Source organism: Mesorhizobium prunaredense, assembly GCF_900156895.1.
Taxonomy (GTDB): Bacteria; Pseudomonadota; Alphaproteobacteria; order Rhizobiales; family Rhizobiaceae; genus Mesorhizobium; species Mesorhizobium prunaredense.
Genome location: NZ_FTPD01000006.1, coordinates 96,280 through 112,740 on the forward strand (window position 1 = coordinate 96,280; position 16,461 = coordinate 112,740).

Here is a 16,461-nt window from a genome sequence, read left to right on the forward strand (position 1 = left end):
GCTCTTCCATATTTACGAAAGGAACACCCCTATGAGGATCGGAATCATCGGCGCTGGAAACATCGGCGCCACATTGGTGCGAATGCTTCGGCGCGTCCTCTCCTTAAAGCCGTCACCGGGCTTGCAATGCGGTGGCGCATTATGACATTGACTGCATGAGCACGTCCGCACAACCAGTGCGTCTGGTCCGCCCCGAAAAGAAGCGGCGTCGCATCCCCATTGCAGTCATCATGGCGATGAGTTTCGGCAGCCTCGTGTTCCTGTCGGTCGGCGGCGTGCTCGCATTGTCGGTCGGCGCCAACCTTCGCAACACTTTCGACCTGCTCGGCGCTCAGTCGACGCTCCTGATCGATGCGATGGAGGATTTGCTGCGCGCCGAGATGGGGCGCGCCGAGAGCGCCGTGGACGGCGTCGCGCAGCTCTACAAGCAGGGCGAGTTCCAGATCGACGACGAGGCGATGTCGGCGGCACTTGCCAGTGCGCTGGCGGCAGCGCCGGGGGTGAACGCAATGTTGATCTGCACACCCGACCTGATTTGCAGGGGGGCGGCGGTGACCGGGGACAACGACGCCAAATATCCTGCCGGAACGATCCGGAAACTCCCCGCCGAGACCGAGAAATCGCCGCAAGTGCGCGCCGTTCTTGAAGAGCGCCAGCAAGTCGACGGACGCCGGTGGGGCGCCTTCGTGGCCAACGAATATGGCTTGTTCGCCAACGTCTCGGCGCCGCTGTCACGCGATGGCGCCACGAAGGCCTGGGTGATCGCCGCGGTGGAACTGCAGAACTTGTCCAAAATCACGCAGGAACTGTCGTCGCGCTTCGGCACGCATGCCTTCATTCTGGATGGCGACGGATCCATCCTGGCGGACCAGCGGCTGGCTTCCCCGGATGCGCTGAAGAACGGCATCCTGCCGCTGACGCCGCTCGCCAATTTCGGCGATCCGGTTCTCGCCGGATATGAGGCGCGCAAACCGGAAGCGGAGTTCAGCATGCAGCGTACCCGCGATATCGAGGTTGCCGAAATCCAGGTTGACGACAAGGACGGTTCGACGTCATGGGACGGAGAGAACACTTACGTCGCTATTACCCGTGAGATCACCGGCTATGGCGACCGGCCCTGGACGCTCGGCGCATATTTCAAGACCAGTCAGATCGGTGACGAAATCGAGCGCGTCATGGGATCGGCCATGCTTGGACTTGGCGCGATGGCGGTGGCGGTCATCGTCGCGATTCTTCTCGGCAAGCGCCTGTCGCGCCCGATCCAGGCGATTGCCGGCCAGGCCACGCGCGTCGCCGATTTCGATCTCGACGGCGTGACCCCCCTGCCGCGCAGCAGGGTGCTGGAGTTGGACAACCAGGCTTCGGCCTTCAATGCCATGCTGATCGGTCTGCGTGCATTCTCGACCTATATTCCGCGCTCGCTGGTGGCCAAGCTGGTGCGCACCGGAGAGATCGGCATCGCCGAACCGCGCGAAGCGGTCGTCACCGTCATGTTCACCGACATCGCCGGCTTCACCACGCTGTCGGAGCAGATGGACGCCGCCGCCGCGGCCAGGCTGCTGAACCACCACTTCGCGATCCTGTGCGGCGCGGTCGATGCACATGGCGGTACTGTCGACAAGTTCTTGGGCGACGGCATGCTGGCGTTCTTCGGCGCGCCGGATCGTCTGAAGGGCCATGCCGCCGCGGCCGTCCGCGCAGCCGCGGCCATCCGCGAGGAGCTGGACAAGGACAATCTGGAAGCGGCTGGCGAAGGCCGGCCTCCGCTTCATGTCCGCATCGGCATCCACACGGGCTCCGTCATCGTCGGCAATATCGGCGCATCCGACCGCGTCAACTATACGATCGTCGGCGACACCGTGAACGTCAGCCAGCGGCTGCAGGACCTCGGCAAGCAGCTCGAACCGGGCGCCACCGCCGCAATCGCCATTTCCGGCGAGACCGCGTCGCGGCTCGACGAAAGGTTCGAAAGGATCCCGGCGGGCAAGCACCGGCTGCGCGGCCGCGGCGAGGCGACGGAGGTCTTCCAGCTTGGCAAAGTCGCGACGTCAGCATCGCCCCCTATGGACGTTCACCGCGCCCAAGCGGGCTGAGTAACATGCCACTTCCATGCCGCTGATCGGCGGCTTGAAGAAGCCGCCGGCTTTGGGAATGACTGGAGCCGGGTCACCTAGCGCCGTAGCTGATTTCAATTGGAACGGCAGGAACGGTGCAAAGTCGCTGGGTCCGGGCAACGTCCGCTTACGAGCCGCCAAATCGGCCCAGCAAGGACCGGTTTGGGGTCAAGACTGGTGGTTCTGGTGAACGTCGGCTTCCGGGAAGGAAATTCGGTCCAGGAAGGGCCGCTTCGGGTCAGAACCGGACGTTGGTGAGGTGAACGGCAGTTCTGACCCAAAGGAGACATTCGAGCGCTGACCGCAGAGACAGATCCCTAGTTTGTAGCCGTCGCGCGTTCTAGCCTGCGTGCATATTGCGTCAGCGGGAAGCACATGACAAAGAAGATCAAGGCGACCAGCCCATAGACGGTGAACGGCTCGAAGGTCGCATTGTTGATGGCGTTGGATGTCCTGACCAGTTCCTCGAAACCGATGATCGAGGTCAGCGCGGTCGACTTGATCAGCTGCACCAGGAAACCGACGGTCGGGGCGCGGGTGATCGAAAACGCTTGCGGCAGGATGATCAGCCTCAGTTCCTGCAGGTAGTGGAGGCCGAGACTGGCGCCGGCGTCCCACTGGCCGCGCGGCAGCGCATCGACGCCGCCGCGCCAGATCTCGGCGAGATAGGCACTGGCGAAGAAGGTGAGGCCAAGCGCTGCGGCGGTCCACGGTTCGATGCGCAAGCCCAGCATCGGCAGGCCGAAGAACATCAGGAAGAGCTGCATGAGCAGCGGCGTTCCCTGGAAAAGCGCAATGTAGCCCGAGGCCAGGCGCCGCGCCCATTTATTCTTGGCAATCCGGAAGAACAGAACGAGCATCCCGACCACGCCGCCGCCGACGAAAGCCGCCAGCGACAGAAGCACCGTCCAGCGCGCGGCGAGCAGAAGGTTGCGGACAATATCCCAGAAGGTGAATTCGATCATGACACGCCGGCTCCCAGAGCGCGGCGGCCGCCGCTGACCAGCAGCCGACGCAGCCCCACGGAAAGAACGAGATAGACCATCGTCACCACGAAATAGGTCTCGAAAGCGCGGAAGGTGCGTGCCTGCAGCATGTCGGCCTCGTAGGTCAGTTCGCGCACCGCGATCTGCGACACGACGGCCGACTCCAGCATCATGATGATGATCTGGCTGGTCAGCGCCGGATAGATCACCTTGAGCGCTTGCGGCAGCACGATCTTGACGAAGACCTGACGCAGCCTGAGGCCAAGCGCCAGTGCTGCTTCCGTCTGCCCGCGCGGCACCGCGTCGAGCCCGGCGCCGACAATCTCGATCGTGTAGGCCGCCATGTTGAGCGTCATTGCCAGCATGGCGGCCAGCAGCGGATCGAGCCTCACGCCTATGCTGGGCAACCCGAAGAAGATGAAGAACAGCTGCACCAGGAACGGCGTGTTCCTGATAATTTCGACATAGACGCCGATTGCCCGCTTGAGCAGCAAGGGGCCGTTTCGCCGCCCTGCTGCGCCGAGGATGCTGAGGAACGTTCCCGCGAGCGTGGTCACGGCGATCAAAAGGATCGTCATGGCCGCCCCGCGCGCGATCGCACCTATCGCATCGGCAAGCCAGCCGAAGTCGAGGCTGTAGCCCATGATAGGTCCTTACCCCGGAGATCAATCCTTGAGGTTATCGGGATTGAGCGGTGTTTTGAGCCAGGCTTTCGAGCTTTCGTCCAGCTTGCCGTCGGCCAGCATCCTGGCGACCGCGTTGTTGACCGCTTGCTTCAGGCGGTCCTCGTTCTTGTTGAGGCCGATATGCGAGGGCGAGGTGAGAAGCTGGAACTTCTGTTCCGGCTTCAGTGCCTCCTGGCGGGCGAGCACCTGGGCGCCGACATCGTTGCCGACGACCATCAGCTGGGTCTGACCCGAGATGAAGGCCTGGATGACGGAGTTGTAGTTGTCGAAACGGCGGATGTCGGCCGAGGCGGGTGCCGCCTCGGTCAGCGACGTATCTTCCAGCGTGCCGCGGTTGACGGCGATCGACTTGTCGGCGAGGTCGTCCTTGCCTTCGACCTTGAGCGCGGCCGGGCCGATCACGGCGATATAATAGGGTGCGTAGGCGGCGGCGAAATCGATCACCTGCTCGCGTTCCTTGGAGTAGCCGACGCTCATCAGGATATCGACGCGCTTGTCGGTAAGATACGGGATGCGATTCTGCCCGGTCACGCTGACCAGGTTGAGCTTGACCTTGAGCTGGTCGGCGATGAACTGCGCCACGTCGATGTCATAGCCCTTGATGCTCATATCGGCACTGGCCGAGGAGAAGGGCGGAAAGTCGGAGAAAATGCCGACATTGATCGCGCCGGCCTTAGTGATGTCGTCGAGCGCGTCGGCATTGGCGGCCTGGGTGGCAAGACCGAGGCCGGCGAGCATCAGCACGGCGGCGATGGATGATTTCATGTGAAATGTCATTGTCGTTCCCCTGCTGGAAGCTTGTTTGTTTGAATGCGGCCGCCGGCTCCAGCGCGGCGGTCGCCTTGGATGTGCGTTAACCTCCCTTGCCTGAGATCGCCGGGCTGAACACCATCAGGCTGAGGATCTCGAACAGCACCTGCGCGCCGGCATGGGCGGTGTTGGTGGTCGCGTCATACTGCGGCGCCACCTCGACGACGTCGCCGCCGACGATGTTGAGCCCTTTGAGGCCGCGCAGAAGTTCAAGCACTTCCCGCGTCGTCAGCCCGCCGACTTCCGGCGTGCCGGTGCCCGGCGCGAAGGCCGGATCGATGCTGTCGATGTCGAAGGACACGTAGGTCGGGCCGTCACCGACGATCTTTCGCGCCTTCGCGATGATGGCTGGTATGCCGAGGCCGGTCACCTCTTCGGCATGCACCACGGTCATCCCGGATTCGTAGGTGAACTCCCAAAGATACTCGGCCGAGCCGCGGATACCGATCTGGATGGTGCGCGACGGATCCAGCACGCCGTCGAGCACCGCATTGCGGAACGGCCCGCCATGGTGGAACTTGGTCATGTCGAACAGGCCGCTGGTGTCGCAGTGGGCGTCGATATGAATCATGCCGACCGGCGCTTTCTTGCCGACAGCCTTCAGGATCGGATGGCTGATCGAATGATCGCCGCCGACCGAAAGCGGGACGACGCCGGCATCGACGATCTGGTTCGTCCGGCGCTCGATGTCGTCATGGCTGGTTTCCAGCCGGTAGCGGCTCTGGAACGGCACGTCGCCAATGTCGGCCACCTTCAGCTCATGTGTCGGCGCGCACTCCAGCACGTGGTTGTAGGGGCCGATGCGCTCGATGGCGCGCAGCGCCCTTGGCCCGAAGCGGGCGCCCGGCCGGTTGGTCACGCCAAGGTCCATCGGCACGCCGATCATCGCCACCTGCAGATCGCCGAAATCAGGATTGTCGGCGGCAATTTCCCGGTAAGGCGCGCTGAGTAAGGTCGGGATTCCGGAATAGGGCGCCAGCCGCGTGCCGCTCTTGGAAAAGATCTTGTCGGCGACACGGCGGAATTTCGGGTCGAACATCTCGCCGCCATGGCTTTCGCCATATTTGCGGCGCAACGCTTCGAGCTTACCGCTGTTATAACCCATGTCGGTCCCCATGGCTGGAGCAGTGCGGCCATCGATGACGGTCGCGCCGGCTGCCTGCGGATTTCACGTCTTGATGCTGTACGAGCCAAAGTGTCGTGCAGCCGCATTGAAAAATCAATTGATATTGTTAGGGTGTTCGCTGTGAGAAAATCTCACATTAATGTCGAGCACGATCTTATCCAGAACCGGGTCCCAGTTCCGGGGATCGTGTTCCTTTGAGGCTCCGATGGCCAAGCGTCTGCCTCCCCTGAATCCATTGCGGGCCTTCGAGGCGACGGCGCGCCATGCCTCGCTGACCAAGGCGGCGGCTGAGCTCAACGTCACCCACGGCGCCGTCAGCCATCAGATCAAGGCGCTCGAACAGTCGCTGGGCGTCAAGCTGTTCGAGCGCGCCGGTCAGCGGGTGAAGCTGACGCCGCACGGCGCCGAATTGCTGCCGGCGGTGTCGACCGCCTTCGACGGCATTGCCGCCGCCACGCAGCGCATGACGAGGCCGGCGAGCACCGGCGCACTCTCGGTCTCCTGCGTGCCGGCACTGCTGCTGCTGTGGATGATCCCGCGGCTCGGCAGCTTCACTTCGCAATATCCCGATATCAGGCTGACGCTGATCCCATCCAATGACGCCAAGGACATCCGCGCGCCGCACATCGACATCTGCGTGCATTATGGCGACGGCAGCTGGACCGATTGCTGGATGCGCAAATGGTCGGGTCTCGAACTGTTCCCGGTGGTCAGCCCGACGCTCATCAACAACCGTCCGATCCGCACCGTGCGCGATCTCGCCGATCACGTCTTCCTGCACGGCGACGACGGCCGCGAATGGCACACCTGGCTGGCCGCCGCCGATGCGCTGGATCTGGAGCGCGGCCGCCGCCATCATCTCGGCGACGCGCGCATGGCGAGCGAGGCGGCGGTTCACGGCCATGGCGTGGCGCTTGGCGATACAGTGACAGCAAGTGGACTGCTTGCCAGGGGACTGCTGGTCGCGCCGTTCAGCCTGTCGGTGCCGGCGGTCGACGATTTCTATGTCGTCTGCCGCAACGAGATGAGGTCGGCGCCGATCGTGCAGCTGTTCATCGACTGGCTGTTTGCCGAAAAGGAGCAGGCCGACGGCCGCGCCGATGCGCCGGTGGCGGGCCGCATCGGCATCCGCAGGAAGCGTCCGGCGCTGCGAGTGATCGGCGCCAAGATCGCGTCCTGAGGCTGCAGCAGCCGAAGCAGCGCGCTTGCCGCAGCCTCTTCTTTTTGTCGGGCCAGCCCGCAAAGCGGGGGCGCTTTCAAAAATTCAATGCTAAGAGGCATTTGGAGCAATTCCAGGAAAAGCGCATAGCGCTTTCCGCAGGGAATTGCGCAAATAAAAAGCTAGGGCGAGCAGCGAAGGCGGCATCGAGACATGACCAAGACCGATATAGCGCGGCGCGTCTACAACCACACCTGGAAGCTCGATCCCATCGTCCGCAGCCTGCTCGACACCGATTTCTACAAGCTGCTGATGCTGCAGATGATCTGGGGCATGTATCCCAAGATCGACACCACCTTCTCGCTGATCAACCGCACCACCTCGGTTCGCCTTGCCGAGGAGATCGACGAGGCGGAACTGCGCGATCAGCTCGACCATGCCCGCACCTTGCGCTTCTCCAAGAAAGAGATGATCTGGCTTGGCGGCAATACCTTCTATGGCCGCAAGCAGATTTTTGAACCGGAATTCCTCGCCTGGCTCGAGAATTTCCAGTTGCCGGAATACGAGCTGTCCAAGCGCGATGGCCAGTACGAGCTCACGTTCAGCGGTCCGTGGATGTACACGACGCTGTGGGAGATCCCGGCGCTGGCAATTATCAATGAACTTCGATCACGCGCCGCCATGCGGGCGTTCGGGCCCTTTGCGCTCGACGTGCTCTATGCTCGCGCCAAGGCCAAGATGTGGGCCAAGACCGAGCGGCTGAAAGCGCTGCCGGATATCCGCATTTCGGATTTCGGCACCCGCCGCCGCCATTCCTTCCTGTGGCAGCGCTGGTGCGTCGAAGCGCTGAAGGAAGGCATCGGCGAGGCGTTCACCGGCACCTCCAACGTGCTTTTGGCCATGGACAACGACCTCGAGGCGCTCGGCACCAACGCGCATGAACTGCCGATGGTGTTCGCCGCGCTCGCCAATTCGGAAAAGGAATTGAAACAGTCGCCCTACAAGGTGCTGCAGGACTGGCAGCGCTACTATGGCGGCAATTTGCTGATCGTGCTGCCGGACACCTTCGGCACCGCGGCGTTCCTGCGTGATGCACCGGAGTGGATCGCCGACTGGACCGGTTTCCGTCCCGACAGCGCGCCGCCGATCGAGGGCGGTGAGAAGGTCCTTTCCTGGTGGCGTGAAAAGGGCAAGGACCCCAGGCAGAAGCTGCTCATCTTCTCCGACGGGCTCGAGGTCGAGACCATCGAGGAAACCTACCGCCATTTCCGCGGCAAGGTGCGCATGTCCTTCGGCTGGGGCACCAACCTGACCAATGATTTCGAAGGCTGCGCGCCGACCAACACCAACCGGCTCGACGCCATCTCGCTGGTCTGCAAGGTCACCGAGGCCAATGGCCGCCCGGCGGTCAAGCTCTCCGATAATCCCGCCAAGGCCACCGGTGACGAGAAAGAGATCGAGCGCTATTTGCGCATATTTGGCGAGAAAGACCGCGTGGAGCAGTTAGTGAAGGTGTGAGGGTGAGGGAACTCTTGGATAATTCGAGTTCCTTCGCGCCCCCCTCTGTCCTGCCGGATATCTCCCCCACGAGGGGGGAGATTGGCCGTCATCTACACCTTCGCCAATCTCCAACGTCGCATGCAAGGCGCCGATCGAGCGAACTGCCGATCTCCCCCCAAGTGGGGGAGATGTCCGGCAGGACAGAGGGGGGCGCCGTAGAGCGCTGTCGTCTTTCGCTGGCTCTATTGCTTGCAGCCCTGTGTTTCGCATCGCCCACCCCCGCCTTCGCCCATGCCTCCGATCGCGGCCACGTCCTGCTTTTGCCCACCGGCTACTACGTCGCCGGCGGTGCGCTCGCGGTCGCCGCCAGTTTCCTTGTCCTGGCGCTGCTGCCGTCAGACTTTCCTGCCCGCTTTTGGCGGCGGCGCCTGCCGCTCTTCGCATTCGGCGACGGCGCAAGGGCAACCGTCAGCCTGATATCCTTTGCCGGCTTTGCAATTCTTATTGCGGCCGGCCTGTTCGGCAGCCGCGATCCGCTCACCAACCCGCTGCCGTTGGCGATCTGGACGCTGCTCTGGGTTGGCCTGGTTCTGCTGCAGGGGCTGTTCGGCAATCTCTGGTCATGGCTCAACCCCTGGTACGGGCCCTGGCGTGTCATTTCCCGCCTGTTCGGCAATCGCAAGACATGGCGACCGCCTGCGTGGCTCGGCTGCTGGCCGGCTTTCGCGCTGTTCTTCGCCTTCGCCTGGTTCGAGTTGATCGACCCGGCGCCCGACGACCCGGCGCGGCTCGCCTGGGCCGCCGGCCTTTATTGGCTGCTGAGTTTTGCCGCAATGCTGGTGTTCGGCTACCGCGACTGGAGCCGGCGCGGTGAGTTCCTGACCGTCTTCCTCGCCATGGTGGCGCGATTCGCCCTCCTTGAGCGTAATGAAGGCAAGCGTAATGAAGCTTGGCGCAATGAAGGCGGGCGCAATGAAGGTGGCCGGCTCAGTCTGTGCTGGCCGGGCGCCAAGCTCAGCAATGCCGCGCCGCTGTCGCTCAGCGGCATTGCTTTCCTGCTGCTGGCGCTGTCGTCGGTGTCCTTCGACGGCCTGTCGAAAACCTTCTTCTGGCTCGGCCTGTTCGGCCTCAATCCGCTGGAATTTCCAGGCCGCACGGCGATGATCGGCATCGGCACCTTCGGGCTCGTGCTGACGCTCGTCTTGCTTGCGGCCGCGTTCATCCTTGCCATTGTCCTTGGCCAGCATCTTGCCGGCAGCCCGCATTCCCTCGGTCAGGCCGCAGGGCTGCTGGTCTGGTCGATCGTGCCGATCGCGCTCGCCTATCATGTCGCGCATTATCTGACGGCGCTGCTCGTCGACGGCCAATATGCGCTGGCTGCGCTTTCCGACCCGTTTGCGCTGGGCTGGAACCTGTTCGGCACCGCCGGCATCCAGATCGAAGCCGGCGTCGCTGCCGGCGCCGGCTCGGCATGGTCGCTATGGAATTTTCAGGCCGGCGTCATCATCATTGGCCACATGCTCGCCGTGCTCGTCGCGCATGGCCTCGCCTGGCGATTGCATCCGGTTCCCGCCGGCGCCGCACTCAGCCAGTTTCCGCTCACCTTGCTGATGATCGCCTATACGGTCTTCGGCCTGTGGTTGCTTGCCACGCCGGCGGCCGGATGAGTCAAACGCCAGCTCGATGGCGTCGATTGAACCTTGGGGAAAGCCCGCTTGCCACATCAGGGCTTTGGTGATTTAGTTTGTACACATGCAATTTCGGCGCTCTTACCAAGAGTGGCCCGCCTCGCTGCAGCCATTGGTCAAAACTCAAAAAAACAAGGGGAACTGCCGTGACTGACAAGAATGGGTTTTTCGATCTCTCCAAAACCGGTCTCACCCGCCGCACGGCGCTGAAGGGGTTGGCCGCGGGCGCCGGCCTCGCCGTCGCGCCCGGGTTCGTGCGCTACAGCCAGGCGCAGAGCTCGGCGCCGATAAAAATCGGCTTCCAGTCCCACCGCACCGGCATCGGCGCTGCCTATGGCCGCTGGTACGAGAGGACAACCGCCGCCGCGGTCAAGGCGATCAACGAAGCCGGCGGCATCAACGGCCGGCCGGTCGAGGTGATCATCGAGGATGATGGCACCGATCCCGGCCGAGGCGCCGAAGTGGTCGGCAAATTCGCCACCCAGCACAAGACCGACATCGTCTACGGCACGCTGTTTTCGCATGTCGTCATCGGCTCGGCGCCCGCCGCCGGCGAGGCCAAGATGCCCTATTTTGTCGTCAGCGAAGGCCACCACGTCGCCTCGACCAAATTGAACCGCTACGTCTTCCAGCCCGGCATCACCGACGTGAAGAGCCAAATCCAGGCGATGGCGCCGTGGATCGCGGCGAATGCCGGCAAGAAGGTGACGCAGATCTTCCCCGATTTCGCCTTCGGCTACGATCATCGCGACTACCTGCCGCCGGCGCTGAAAGCGCAGGGCGCCGAGGTCATTGCCCAGATAGCCATCCCGCCGACGGAATCGTCCTTCACCAAATATTTCCCGCAGATCCCGGCCGAAACCGAGGTGATCTACCACGTCATGGTCGGGCCGGCGGTGCTCACCTTCGTCAAGGAACTCGGCGAGTTCTACGGCTCCAGCCGGCCGCAGCTGTTCGGCTTCATCGATTCGCTCGAAGCCACCGACATCAACAGCCCCGGCCTCGAATTCCTCGACGGCAGCCATTTCTGGGAAGGCTCGCCGCGTTATGCGCAACCCGATGATTCCGCCGCGCAGAAAGCCTATCGCGCCGCTGTCGGCATCGACGACAATGGCGCCGCCGTCGGCGATCCGAAGGACGTCTCCACCGCCGCGCACATGTTCGGCTGCTGGGAAACGCTCTATGTCGTCAAGAAGGCGATGGAGGATGCCGGCTACAAGGGTCCGGAAGACCGCGCCAAGCTGGTCGAGGCGACCGAGGCCTTGACCGAGTTCGCCGAAGGCCCCGAGCATCCGCAGGGGCCGAAGACCTTCAACGGCAAGATCCACCAGTGTTTTGGCATCCAGAACATCTCCAAGGTCGAAGGCGGCCGGCTGAACGTCGTCCACAAGACCAAGATCGAGGACGGCCTCTACGAGCCGGAAGGGGATTACACGACGCAGCCGCTGTGAGCTTGGTTCTGTCTGTAAGCGTGGGAGCCGAGGCACCCCCCTCTGTCCTGCCGGACATCTCCCCCGCAAGGGGGGAGATCGGCGGCTTTTGCGGCGGCAGCTATCTGCCGGCGTTGACGATTGGCGAAACGTTAGGTGAAATCCAATCTCCCCCCTTGCGGGGGAGATGCCAAGTCTTGGTAAAGAGGGCAGGCCAGAGGGGGGTGCTTCGCGCATCCGCCGGTGCTTGACCGATGCACTTCGGACCTCATCTTCTCCTCGCCGCCCTCGAAGGCCTCGTCACCTCCGCCGTGCTGGCGCTGACGGCGCTTGGGCTGTCGCTGGTGTTCGGCGTCATGCGCGTCGTCAATGTCGCCCATGGCGAGTTCTTCATGCTCGGCGCCGTGCTTGCCTGGGCAATCTCCACGGCGATATCAGGCCATCCGGCGCTCGGCTTCCTGGCAGCCCTGGTGCTGGCGCCGCTGATCGTCGGCCTGATCGCGCTGGTCTCCGAGCGGCTGGTGCTGCGCCGGCTGAATTACAATCCGGAAGCCACCATCGTCGCCACCATCGGCATGCTCTACATCATCCAGCAACTGGCGCTGACTTTCTACGGTCCGGAGGCACGGCCGGTGGAGCCGCCTTTCAGCTACCGCATCCTTTTGCCGTGGTTCGGCTACTCCGGCTACAAGCTGTCGATCATCGCCGCATCCGCGCTTCTGCTGGTGGCGACCTGGTTCGTGCTGACGCGTACGAAAATCGGCCTCGTCATGCGCGCCACGCAATATGACAGCGAGACGGCGCAAGCCTTCGGCATTCCGGTCGACCGCGTCTATGCCGGTGTCTTCGCGCTCGGCGCCATGCTGGCGGCGGTGGCCGCGGTGCTGATCGTGCCGATCAGCCAGGCGCACTATCTGATGGGGCAGGACCCGCTGCTGCTGTCCTTCATCGTCGTCATAATCGGCGGCCTCGGCTCGCTGCGCGGCACCGTCGTCGCCGCCGTGCTCATCGGCCTGTCGGACGGCATCATCTCGGTGTTCTTCTCGCCGACGCTGGCCAAGATCATCGCCACGCTGCTGGTGGCCATGGTGCTGGTGTTCCGGCCGCAAGGCCTGTTCGGGACCGCATCCCGATGAAGGAGGCTTCACCGGCAAAGGCCTATGCGTTGCATCTGGGCGTCATCGTCCTGCTGTTCGCCCTGAGCTTCGTCCTGCCGGAATATCACCACGGGCTGCTCGCCCGCATCATGGTGCTGGCGGTTTTCGCCATGGGCTACAACATGCTGTTCGGCTATGTTGGGTTGCTCAGCCTCGGCCACGCCATGTTCTTTTCGGCTGGGCTCTATGGCGCCGGCCTTGCCGTCATCCATCTCGGCTGGAGCGTGCCGGCCGCCTTCGCCGCCGGCCTTGCCTGCGGCGCGCTTCTCGCGCTGGTGATCGGCGTGCTGGCGCTGCGCACTTCCGGCGTCGCCTTCATGATCGTCACCATGATGTTCGCGCAGGTGTTCTATCTCATAATCCTCTATTTCGCGGCCTGGACCGGCGGCGATCAGGGCCTGGTGGTGCCGCAGTCGGCGCGTGTGCTTGTTTTGGGCGACACCTCGCTTGGCCTCACCAATCCGACCGTGCGCTACATGAGCGCGCTGGTCCTGTTCTCGATCGTGCTGCTGGTGACGCTCGCCGTCGCCCGCTCCAAGTATGGCCGTGTGCTGGTCGCCATCCGCGAAAACGAGGAGCGGACCAAGATGCTCGGCTACGACACGTTTTCCAACAAGCTTGCCGCGGTCGTCGTCTCCGGCACCATCTGCGCGGCTTCGGGCGCCGCCTACGCGCTGCTGTTCGGTTATGTCGGCTCGACCTTCGCCTCGGTGCAATACTCCATCCTGCCGCTGCTCTGGGTGCTGCTCGGCGGTGCTGCGACCACGCTCGGTCCGCTGATCGGCACGCTGTTCATGTACTATGTCGTCGACATCACCAGCGGCTATACCTCGGCCTATCTGCTGATCGTCGGCATCGCCCTCATCCTGCTGGTGCTGTTCTTCCCCAAGGGCATTCTCGGCACCATCCGCCAGCGCTGGCTCGGATGGCTGCCATGATGCCGCTGCTGACGACCAAGGGCCTGTCCCGCAATTTCGGCGGCCTGCGCGCCGTCGACGGTGTCGATTTCGCCCTCATGCCGGGCGAGATCCGCGCCGTCATCGGCCCCAATGGCGCCGGCAAGACCACCTTCGTCAGCCTGGTCAGCGGCCGCATCCAGCCGTCGTCGGGCATGATCGTCTTCGACGGCGCCGACATTACCAACCTGCCGGCCTACGCCAGGGTCCGCCTTGGCATCGCCTACACCTTCCAGATCACCAGCGTCTTTGCCAATCTCACCGCCTACGACAACGTCGCGCTGCCGGTGCAGCGCACGCTGACCGACGGCCGCTCGAAAGGTGCCGTGCATGCCGGCGTCATGGTTGCGCTTGAGCGCACCGGCCTTGCCGACCGCGCCCACATGCCGGCCGGGCAATTGTCCTATGGCCATCAGCGCCTGCTCGAAGTGGCGATGGGGCTGGCGCTGAAACCGCGCCTGCTGATCCTCGACGAGCCGACGCAGGGGCTGGCCGACAGCGAGATCGACGATTTCATCGGGCTGGTGCGCGAGATCGCCAAAGGCGCCACGGTACTTCTGATCGAACACAACATGCCGGTGGTCATGCAGCTTGCCGACCGCATCACCGTCTTCAACGCCGGCAAGATCCTGGCCGAAGGCACGCCCGAGCAGGTCCGCGCCAATGCCGAGGTGCAGGACGCCTATCTGGGGACGACCCCATGACTGAAACACGGGCTGAAGCTCTGACCATCTCCGGGCTCGACTGCTTCTATGGCGAGGTCCAGGTGCTCTACGGCCTCGACCTCGTGCTGAACAAGGGCGAGGTGCTTTGCCTGTTCGGCCGCAACGGCGCCGGCAAGACGACGACGCTGAAGGCGATCATGGGCCTCGTTCCCTCACGCGCCGGCTCGATCAGGCTCGACGGCAGGGAATTGACCGGCCTGCCGGCGCATGACGTGCCGAAGGCCGGCGTCGCCTATGTGCCGCAGGGCCGGCGGCTGTTCGCCGAGATGACGGTGGCCGAAAACATCGAGATCGGCCTGATGGCGCGCGGCAAGGGCAAGGCGACGCGCGAAAACGTGCTCGACCTTTTCCCGCTGCTGCGCCAGCGGCTCCGGCAGCGCTCCGGGACACTGTCGGGCGGCGAGCAGCAGATGCTGGCCATGGCACGGGCACTGTGCCTCGAACCGCAGGTGCTTCTGCTCGATGAGCCGACCGAAGGGCTGATGCCGTCGATGATCGCAAAAATTCGCGAGACGGTAGCGAAGCTGCGCGACCTTGGCGTCTCGACGATCCTGGTCGAGCAGCGCGTCGATGCCGTGCTGTCCGTCGCCGACCGGGTCTCGTTCATCGAAAACGGCCGCAACCGCGAGACTGTCGATGTCGAGGAGCTTCGCGCCGATCCGTCGGCGGTCCGCCGCTATGTCGGCGTCGGCTGATCAGCCAAAGAACAGGAAACCCGCGATCAGGAATATCGGGATCAGCACCGCGCCCGACCATGCCATGTAGCCGAAGAAGCCCGGCATCGTCACGCCGCGATGCCTGGCAATGGCGTAAACCATAAAATTCGGCGCATTGCCGATATAGGTGTTGGCGCCCATGAACACCGCGCCGGCCGAGATCGCCGCCAGCGTCGAGGCGAAGGTGGCCATCAGATGCTGCGGATCGCCGCCGGCGAGCTCGAAGAACACCAGGTAGGTCGGCGCATTGTCGAGGAAGGATGACAGCGCTCCGGTCATCCAGAAATAGGCGAGGTCGTTGGGCTCGCCCGTTGGCGAAGTAACAAGCGAGACCAGCGGCGCCAGCGCGCCATCGGGGCCGGCCCTGAGAATGGCGATGACCGGCACGATGCAGATGAAGATACCGGCGAACAGTTTCGCCACCTCTGATATCGGCTCCCAGTGGAAGTTGTTCGCCTGCCTGTGGCTCTTGGGCGAGACGCCGAGGGAAAGGAAGGCGAGCGCCAGGATGATGGCGTCGCGCACGAGGTTCTGCAATTCAAGGCTCACGCCCTGGACGGAGAAAGCCACGCCCGGTTTCCAGGTCGCGGAAAGCAGGATCGCGCCGATCACCCCGGCCAGCAGCGGGAGGTTGGCCAGGCCTCGGATGCGCACCTTCGTGTCCGGTGTCGGATCCTTGATCTTCGGCGCGCCGGCCTCGCGGTGATGCAGGATGATGTCCATGGCCAGGAAGACGGCCAGCACCAGGCCGCCGACGAACAGAGTCACCTGATAGAGATTGGCAGTGGTCCAGAAGAAATCGACGCCGCGCAGGAAGCCGACGAACAGCGGCGGATCGCCGAGCGGCGTCAGCGAGCCGCCGATGTTGGACACCAGGAAAATGAAGAAGATGACGACATGGGCGTTGAACGGCCGGTTGTCGTTGGCGCGCAGGATCGGCCGGATCAGGATCATCGAGGCGCCGGTCGTGCCGATGACCGAGGCGAGCATCGCCCCGATCAGCAGCAGCCCGGCATTCACCAGCGGCGTTCCGTGGATGTTGCCGGCGACGAGGATGCCGCCCGAAATGGTGAACAGCGCAAACAGAAGAATGATGAACGACATGTATTCGGTGAGCAGCGCATGCAGCACCGCCTCTGCGGCCGAACCCGTGCCGAACGCCAGCGCCAGCGGCACAACCGCAAGCGCCGCCCAGAACAAGGTGATCTTGCCGTAGTGATGCTCCCAGACATGGTGGAAGAGCAATGGCCCGGTGGCGATCGACAGAAGCAGGCCGGCAAAGGGCAGCGCCCACCACAGCGACATTGTTTCGCCCGGCAGTTCGTGGGCGGCTGCAAGCGCCATTCCCGGAAACAGGGTTGCGACTGCCACCACAGCGCCTGCCGTCAAAGCCGCCGCAAACCGCATA

At 63.7% G+C, this 16,461-nt stretch carries 14 protein-coding genes; 9 read left to right on the forward strand and 5 right to left on the reverse strand.

What is annotated here, in order from left to right:
* The first annotated feature begins 155 nt into the window (after positions 1-155).
* Positions 156-2,093 carry an adenylate/guanylate cyclase domain-containing protein gene (locus tag BQ8794_RS06205; protein WP_244554877.1) on the forward strand — a complete coding sequence of 646 codons (1,938 nt, stop codon included), beginning with the start codon at positions 156-158 and terminating at the stop codon, positions 2,091-2,093.
* A gap of 338 nt (positions 2,094-2,431) precedes the next feature.
* Here the strand turns inward: BQ8794_RS06205 and BQ8794_RS06210 are convergent, their stop codons facing one another.
* The 4 genes from BQ8794_RS06210 to speB all read right to left on the reverse strand — a co-directional run bounded on the left by BQ8794_RS06210 (position 2,432) and on the right by speB (position 5,701).
* On the reverse strand, positions 2,432-3,079 hold the full coding sequence (locus BQ8794_RS06210) for an amino acid ABC transporter permease (RefSeq protein WP_077374485.1): 648 nt from the start codon (positions 3,077-3,079) through the stop codon (positions 2,432-2,434).
* A complete protein-coding gene (locus tag BQ8794_RS06215; RefSeq protein WP_077374486.1) occupies positions 3,076-3,744 on the reverse strand; it encodes an amino acid ABC transporter permease in 669 nt (222 codons plus the stop codon). Before BQ8794_RS06215 ends, BQ8794_RS06210 begins: the two co-directional genes overlap by 4 nt.
* Before the next feature lie 21 nt (positions 3,745-3,765).
* On the reverse strand, positions 3,766-4,563 hold the full coding sequence (locus BQ8794_RS06220; protein ID WP_077374487.1) for a transporter substrate-binding domain-containing protein: 798 nt from the start codon (positions 4,561-4,563) through the stop codon (positions 3,766-3,768).
* Between the two features lie 76 nt (positions 4,564-4,639).
* A complete protein-coding gene (gene speB, locus BQ8794_RS06225; protein ID WP_077375134.1) occupies positions 4,640-5,701 on the reverse strand; it encodes an agmatinase in 1,062 nt (353 codons plus the stop codon).
* Positions 5,702-5,927: 226 nt separating this feature from the next.
* Between speB and gcvA the strand changes: the two genes are divergently transcribed.
* The 8 genes from gcvA (at position 5,928) to BQ8794_RS06270 (ending at position 15,032) form a co-directional block, all read left to right on the forward strand.
* Complete coding sequence (gene gcvA / locus BQ8794_RS06230) at positions 5,928-6,902, forward strand: transcriptional regulator GcvA (protein ID WP_077374488.1); 975 nt, start codon at positions 5,928-5,930, stop codon at positions 6,900-6,902.
* A gap of 192 nt (positions 6,903-7,094) precedes the next feature.
* Positions 7,095-8,399 carry a nicotinate phosphoribosyltransferase gene (gene pncB, locus BQ8794_RS06235; protein ID WP_077374489.1) on the forward strand — a complete coding sequence of 435 codons (1,305 nt, stop codon included), beginning with the start codon at positions 7,095-7,097 and terminating at the stop codon, positions 8,397-8,399.
* A gap of 170 nt (positions 8,400-8,569) precedes the next feature.
* A complete protein-coding gene (locus BQ8794_RS06240) occupies positions 8,570-10,048 on the forward strand; it encodes a hypothetical protein (RefSeq protein WP_077374490.1) in 1,479 nt (492 codons plus the stop codon).
* Between the two features lie 167 nt (positions 10,049-10,215).
* A complete protein-coding gene (locus BQ8794_RS06245; RefSeq protein WP_077374491.1) occupies positions 10,216-11,520 on the forward strand; it encodes an ABC transporter substrate-binding protein in 1,305 nt (434 codons plus the stop codon).
* Positions 11,521-11,753: 233 nt separating this feature from the next.
* Positions 11,754-12,635 (forward strand): branched-chain amino acid ABC transporter permease, encoded by an 882-nt coding sequence (locus BQ8794_RS06255; RefSeq protein ID WP_077374492.1) that lies wholly within the window; start codon positions 11,754-11,756, stop codon positions 12,633-12,635.
* Positions 12,632-13,594, forward strand: a complete 963-nt coding sequence (locus BQ8794_RS06260; protein ID WP_077374493.1) for a branched-chain amino acid ABC transporter permease — start codon at positions 12,632-12,634, stop codon at positions 13,592-13,594. Before BQ8794_RS06255 ends, BQ8794_RS06260 begins: the two co-directional genes overlap by 4 nt.
* On the forward strand, positions 13,591-14,316 hold the full coding sequence (locus BQ8794_RS06265; RefSeq protein WP_077375137.1) for an ABC transporter ATP-binding protein: 726 nt from the start codon (positions 13,591-13,593) through the stop codon (positions 14,314-14,316). The genes BQ8794_RS06260 and BQ8794_RS06265 overlap by 4 nt, the downstream gene beginning before the upstream one ends.
* Entirely contained in the window at positions 14,313-15,032 is a 720-nt protein-coding gene (locus BQ8794_RS06270) for an ABC transporter ATP-binding protein (protein ID WP_077374494.1), read from the forward strand. Before BQ8794_RS06265 ends, BQ8794_RS06270 begins: the two co-directional genes overlap by 4 nt.
* On the opposite strand, the gene BQ8794_RS06275 is transcribed toward BQ8794_RS06270, so the two are convergent.
* On the reverse strand, positions 15,033-16,460 hold the full coding sequence (locus BQ8794_RS06275; RefSeq protein ID WP_077374495.1) for a sodium:proton antiporter: 1,428 nt from the start codon (positions 16,458-16,460) through the stop codon (positions 15,033-15,035).
* Between the last annotated feature and the right edge of the window lies 1 nt (position 16,461).

Excerpts from the sequence above, each read along its gene's own strand:
- BQ8794_RS06205 (WP_244554877.1), top strand. The coding sequence starts at position 156 with ATGAGCACGTCCGCACAACCAGTGCGTCTGGTCCGCCCCGAAAAGAAG.
- BQ8794_RS06210 (WP_077374485.1), bottom strand. The coding sequence starts at position 3,079 with ATGATCGAATTCACCTTCTGGGATATTGTCCGCAACCTTCTGCTCGCC.
- BQ8794_RS06215 (WP_077374486.1), bottom strand. The coding sequence starts at position 3,744 with ATGGGCTACAGCCTCGACTTCGGCTGGCTTGCCGATGCGATAGGTGCG.
- BQ8794_RS06220 (WP_077374487.1), bottom strand. The coding sequence starts at position 4,563 with ATGACATTTCACATGAAATCATCCATCGCCGCCGTGCTGATGCTCGCC.
- speB (WP_077375134.1), bottom strand. The coding sequence starts at position 5,701 with ATGGGTTATAACAGCGGTAAGCTCGAAGCGTTGCGCCGCAAATATGGC.
- gcvA (WP_077374488.1), top strand. The coding sequence starts at position 5,928 with ATGGCCAAGCGTCTGCCTCCCCTGAATCCATTGCGGGCCTTCGAGGCG.
- pncB (WP_077374489.1), top strand. The coding sequence starts at position 7,095 with ATGACCAAGACCGATATAGCGCGGCGCGTCTACAACCACACCTGGAAG.
- BQ8794_RS06240 (WP_077374490.1), top strand. The coding sequence starts at position 8,570 with ATGTCCGGCAGGACAGAGGGGGGCGCCGTAGAGCGCTGTCGTCTTTCG.
- BQ8794_RS06255 (WP_077374492.1), top strand. The coding sequence starts at position 11,754 with ATGCACTTCGGACCTCATCTTCTCCTCGCCGCCCTCGAAGGCCTCGTC.
- BQ8794_RS06260 (WP_077374493.1), top strand. The coding sequence starts at position 12,632 with ATGAAGGAGGCTTCACCGGCAAAGGCCTATGCGTTGCATCTGGGCGTC.
- BQ8794_RS06265 (WP_077375137.1), top strand. The coding sequence starts at position 13,591 with ATGATGCCGCTGCTGACGACCAAGGGCCTGTCCCGCAATTTCGGCGGC.
- BQ8794_RS06270 (WP_077374494.1), top strand. The coding sequence starts at position 14,313 with ATGACTGAAACACGGGCTGAAGCTCTGACCATCTCCGGGCTCGACTGC.
- BQ8794_RS06275 (WP_077374495.1), bottom strand. The coding sequence starts at position 16,460 with ATGCGGTTTGCGGCGGCTTTGACGGCAGGCGCTGTGGTGGCAGTCGCA.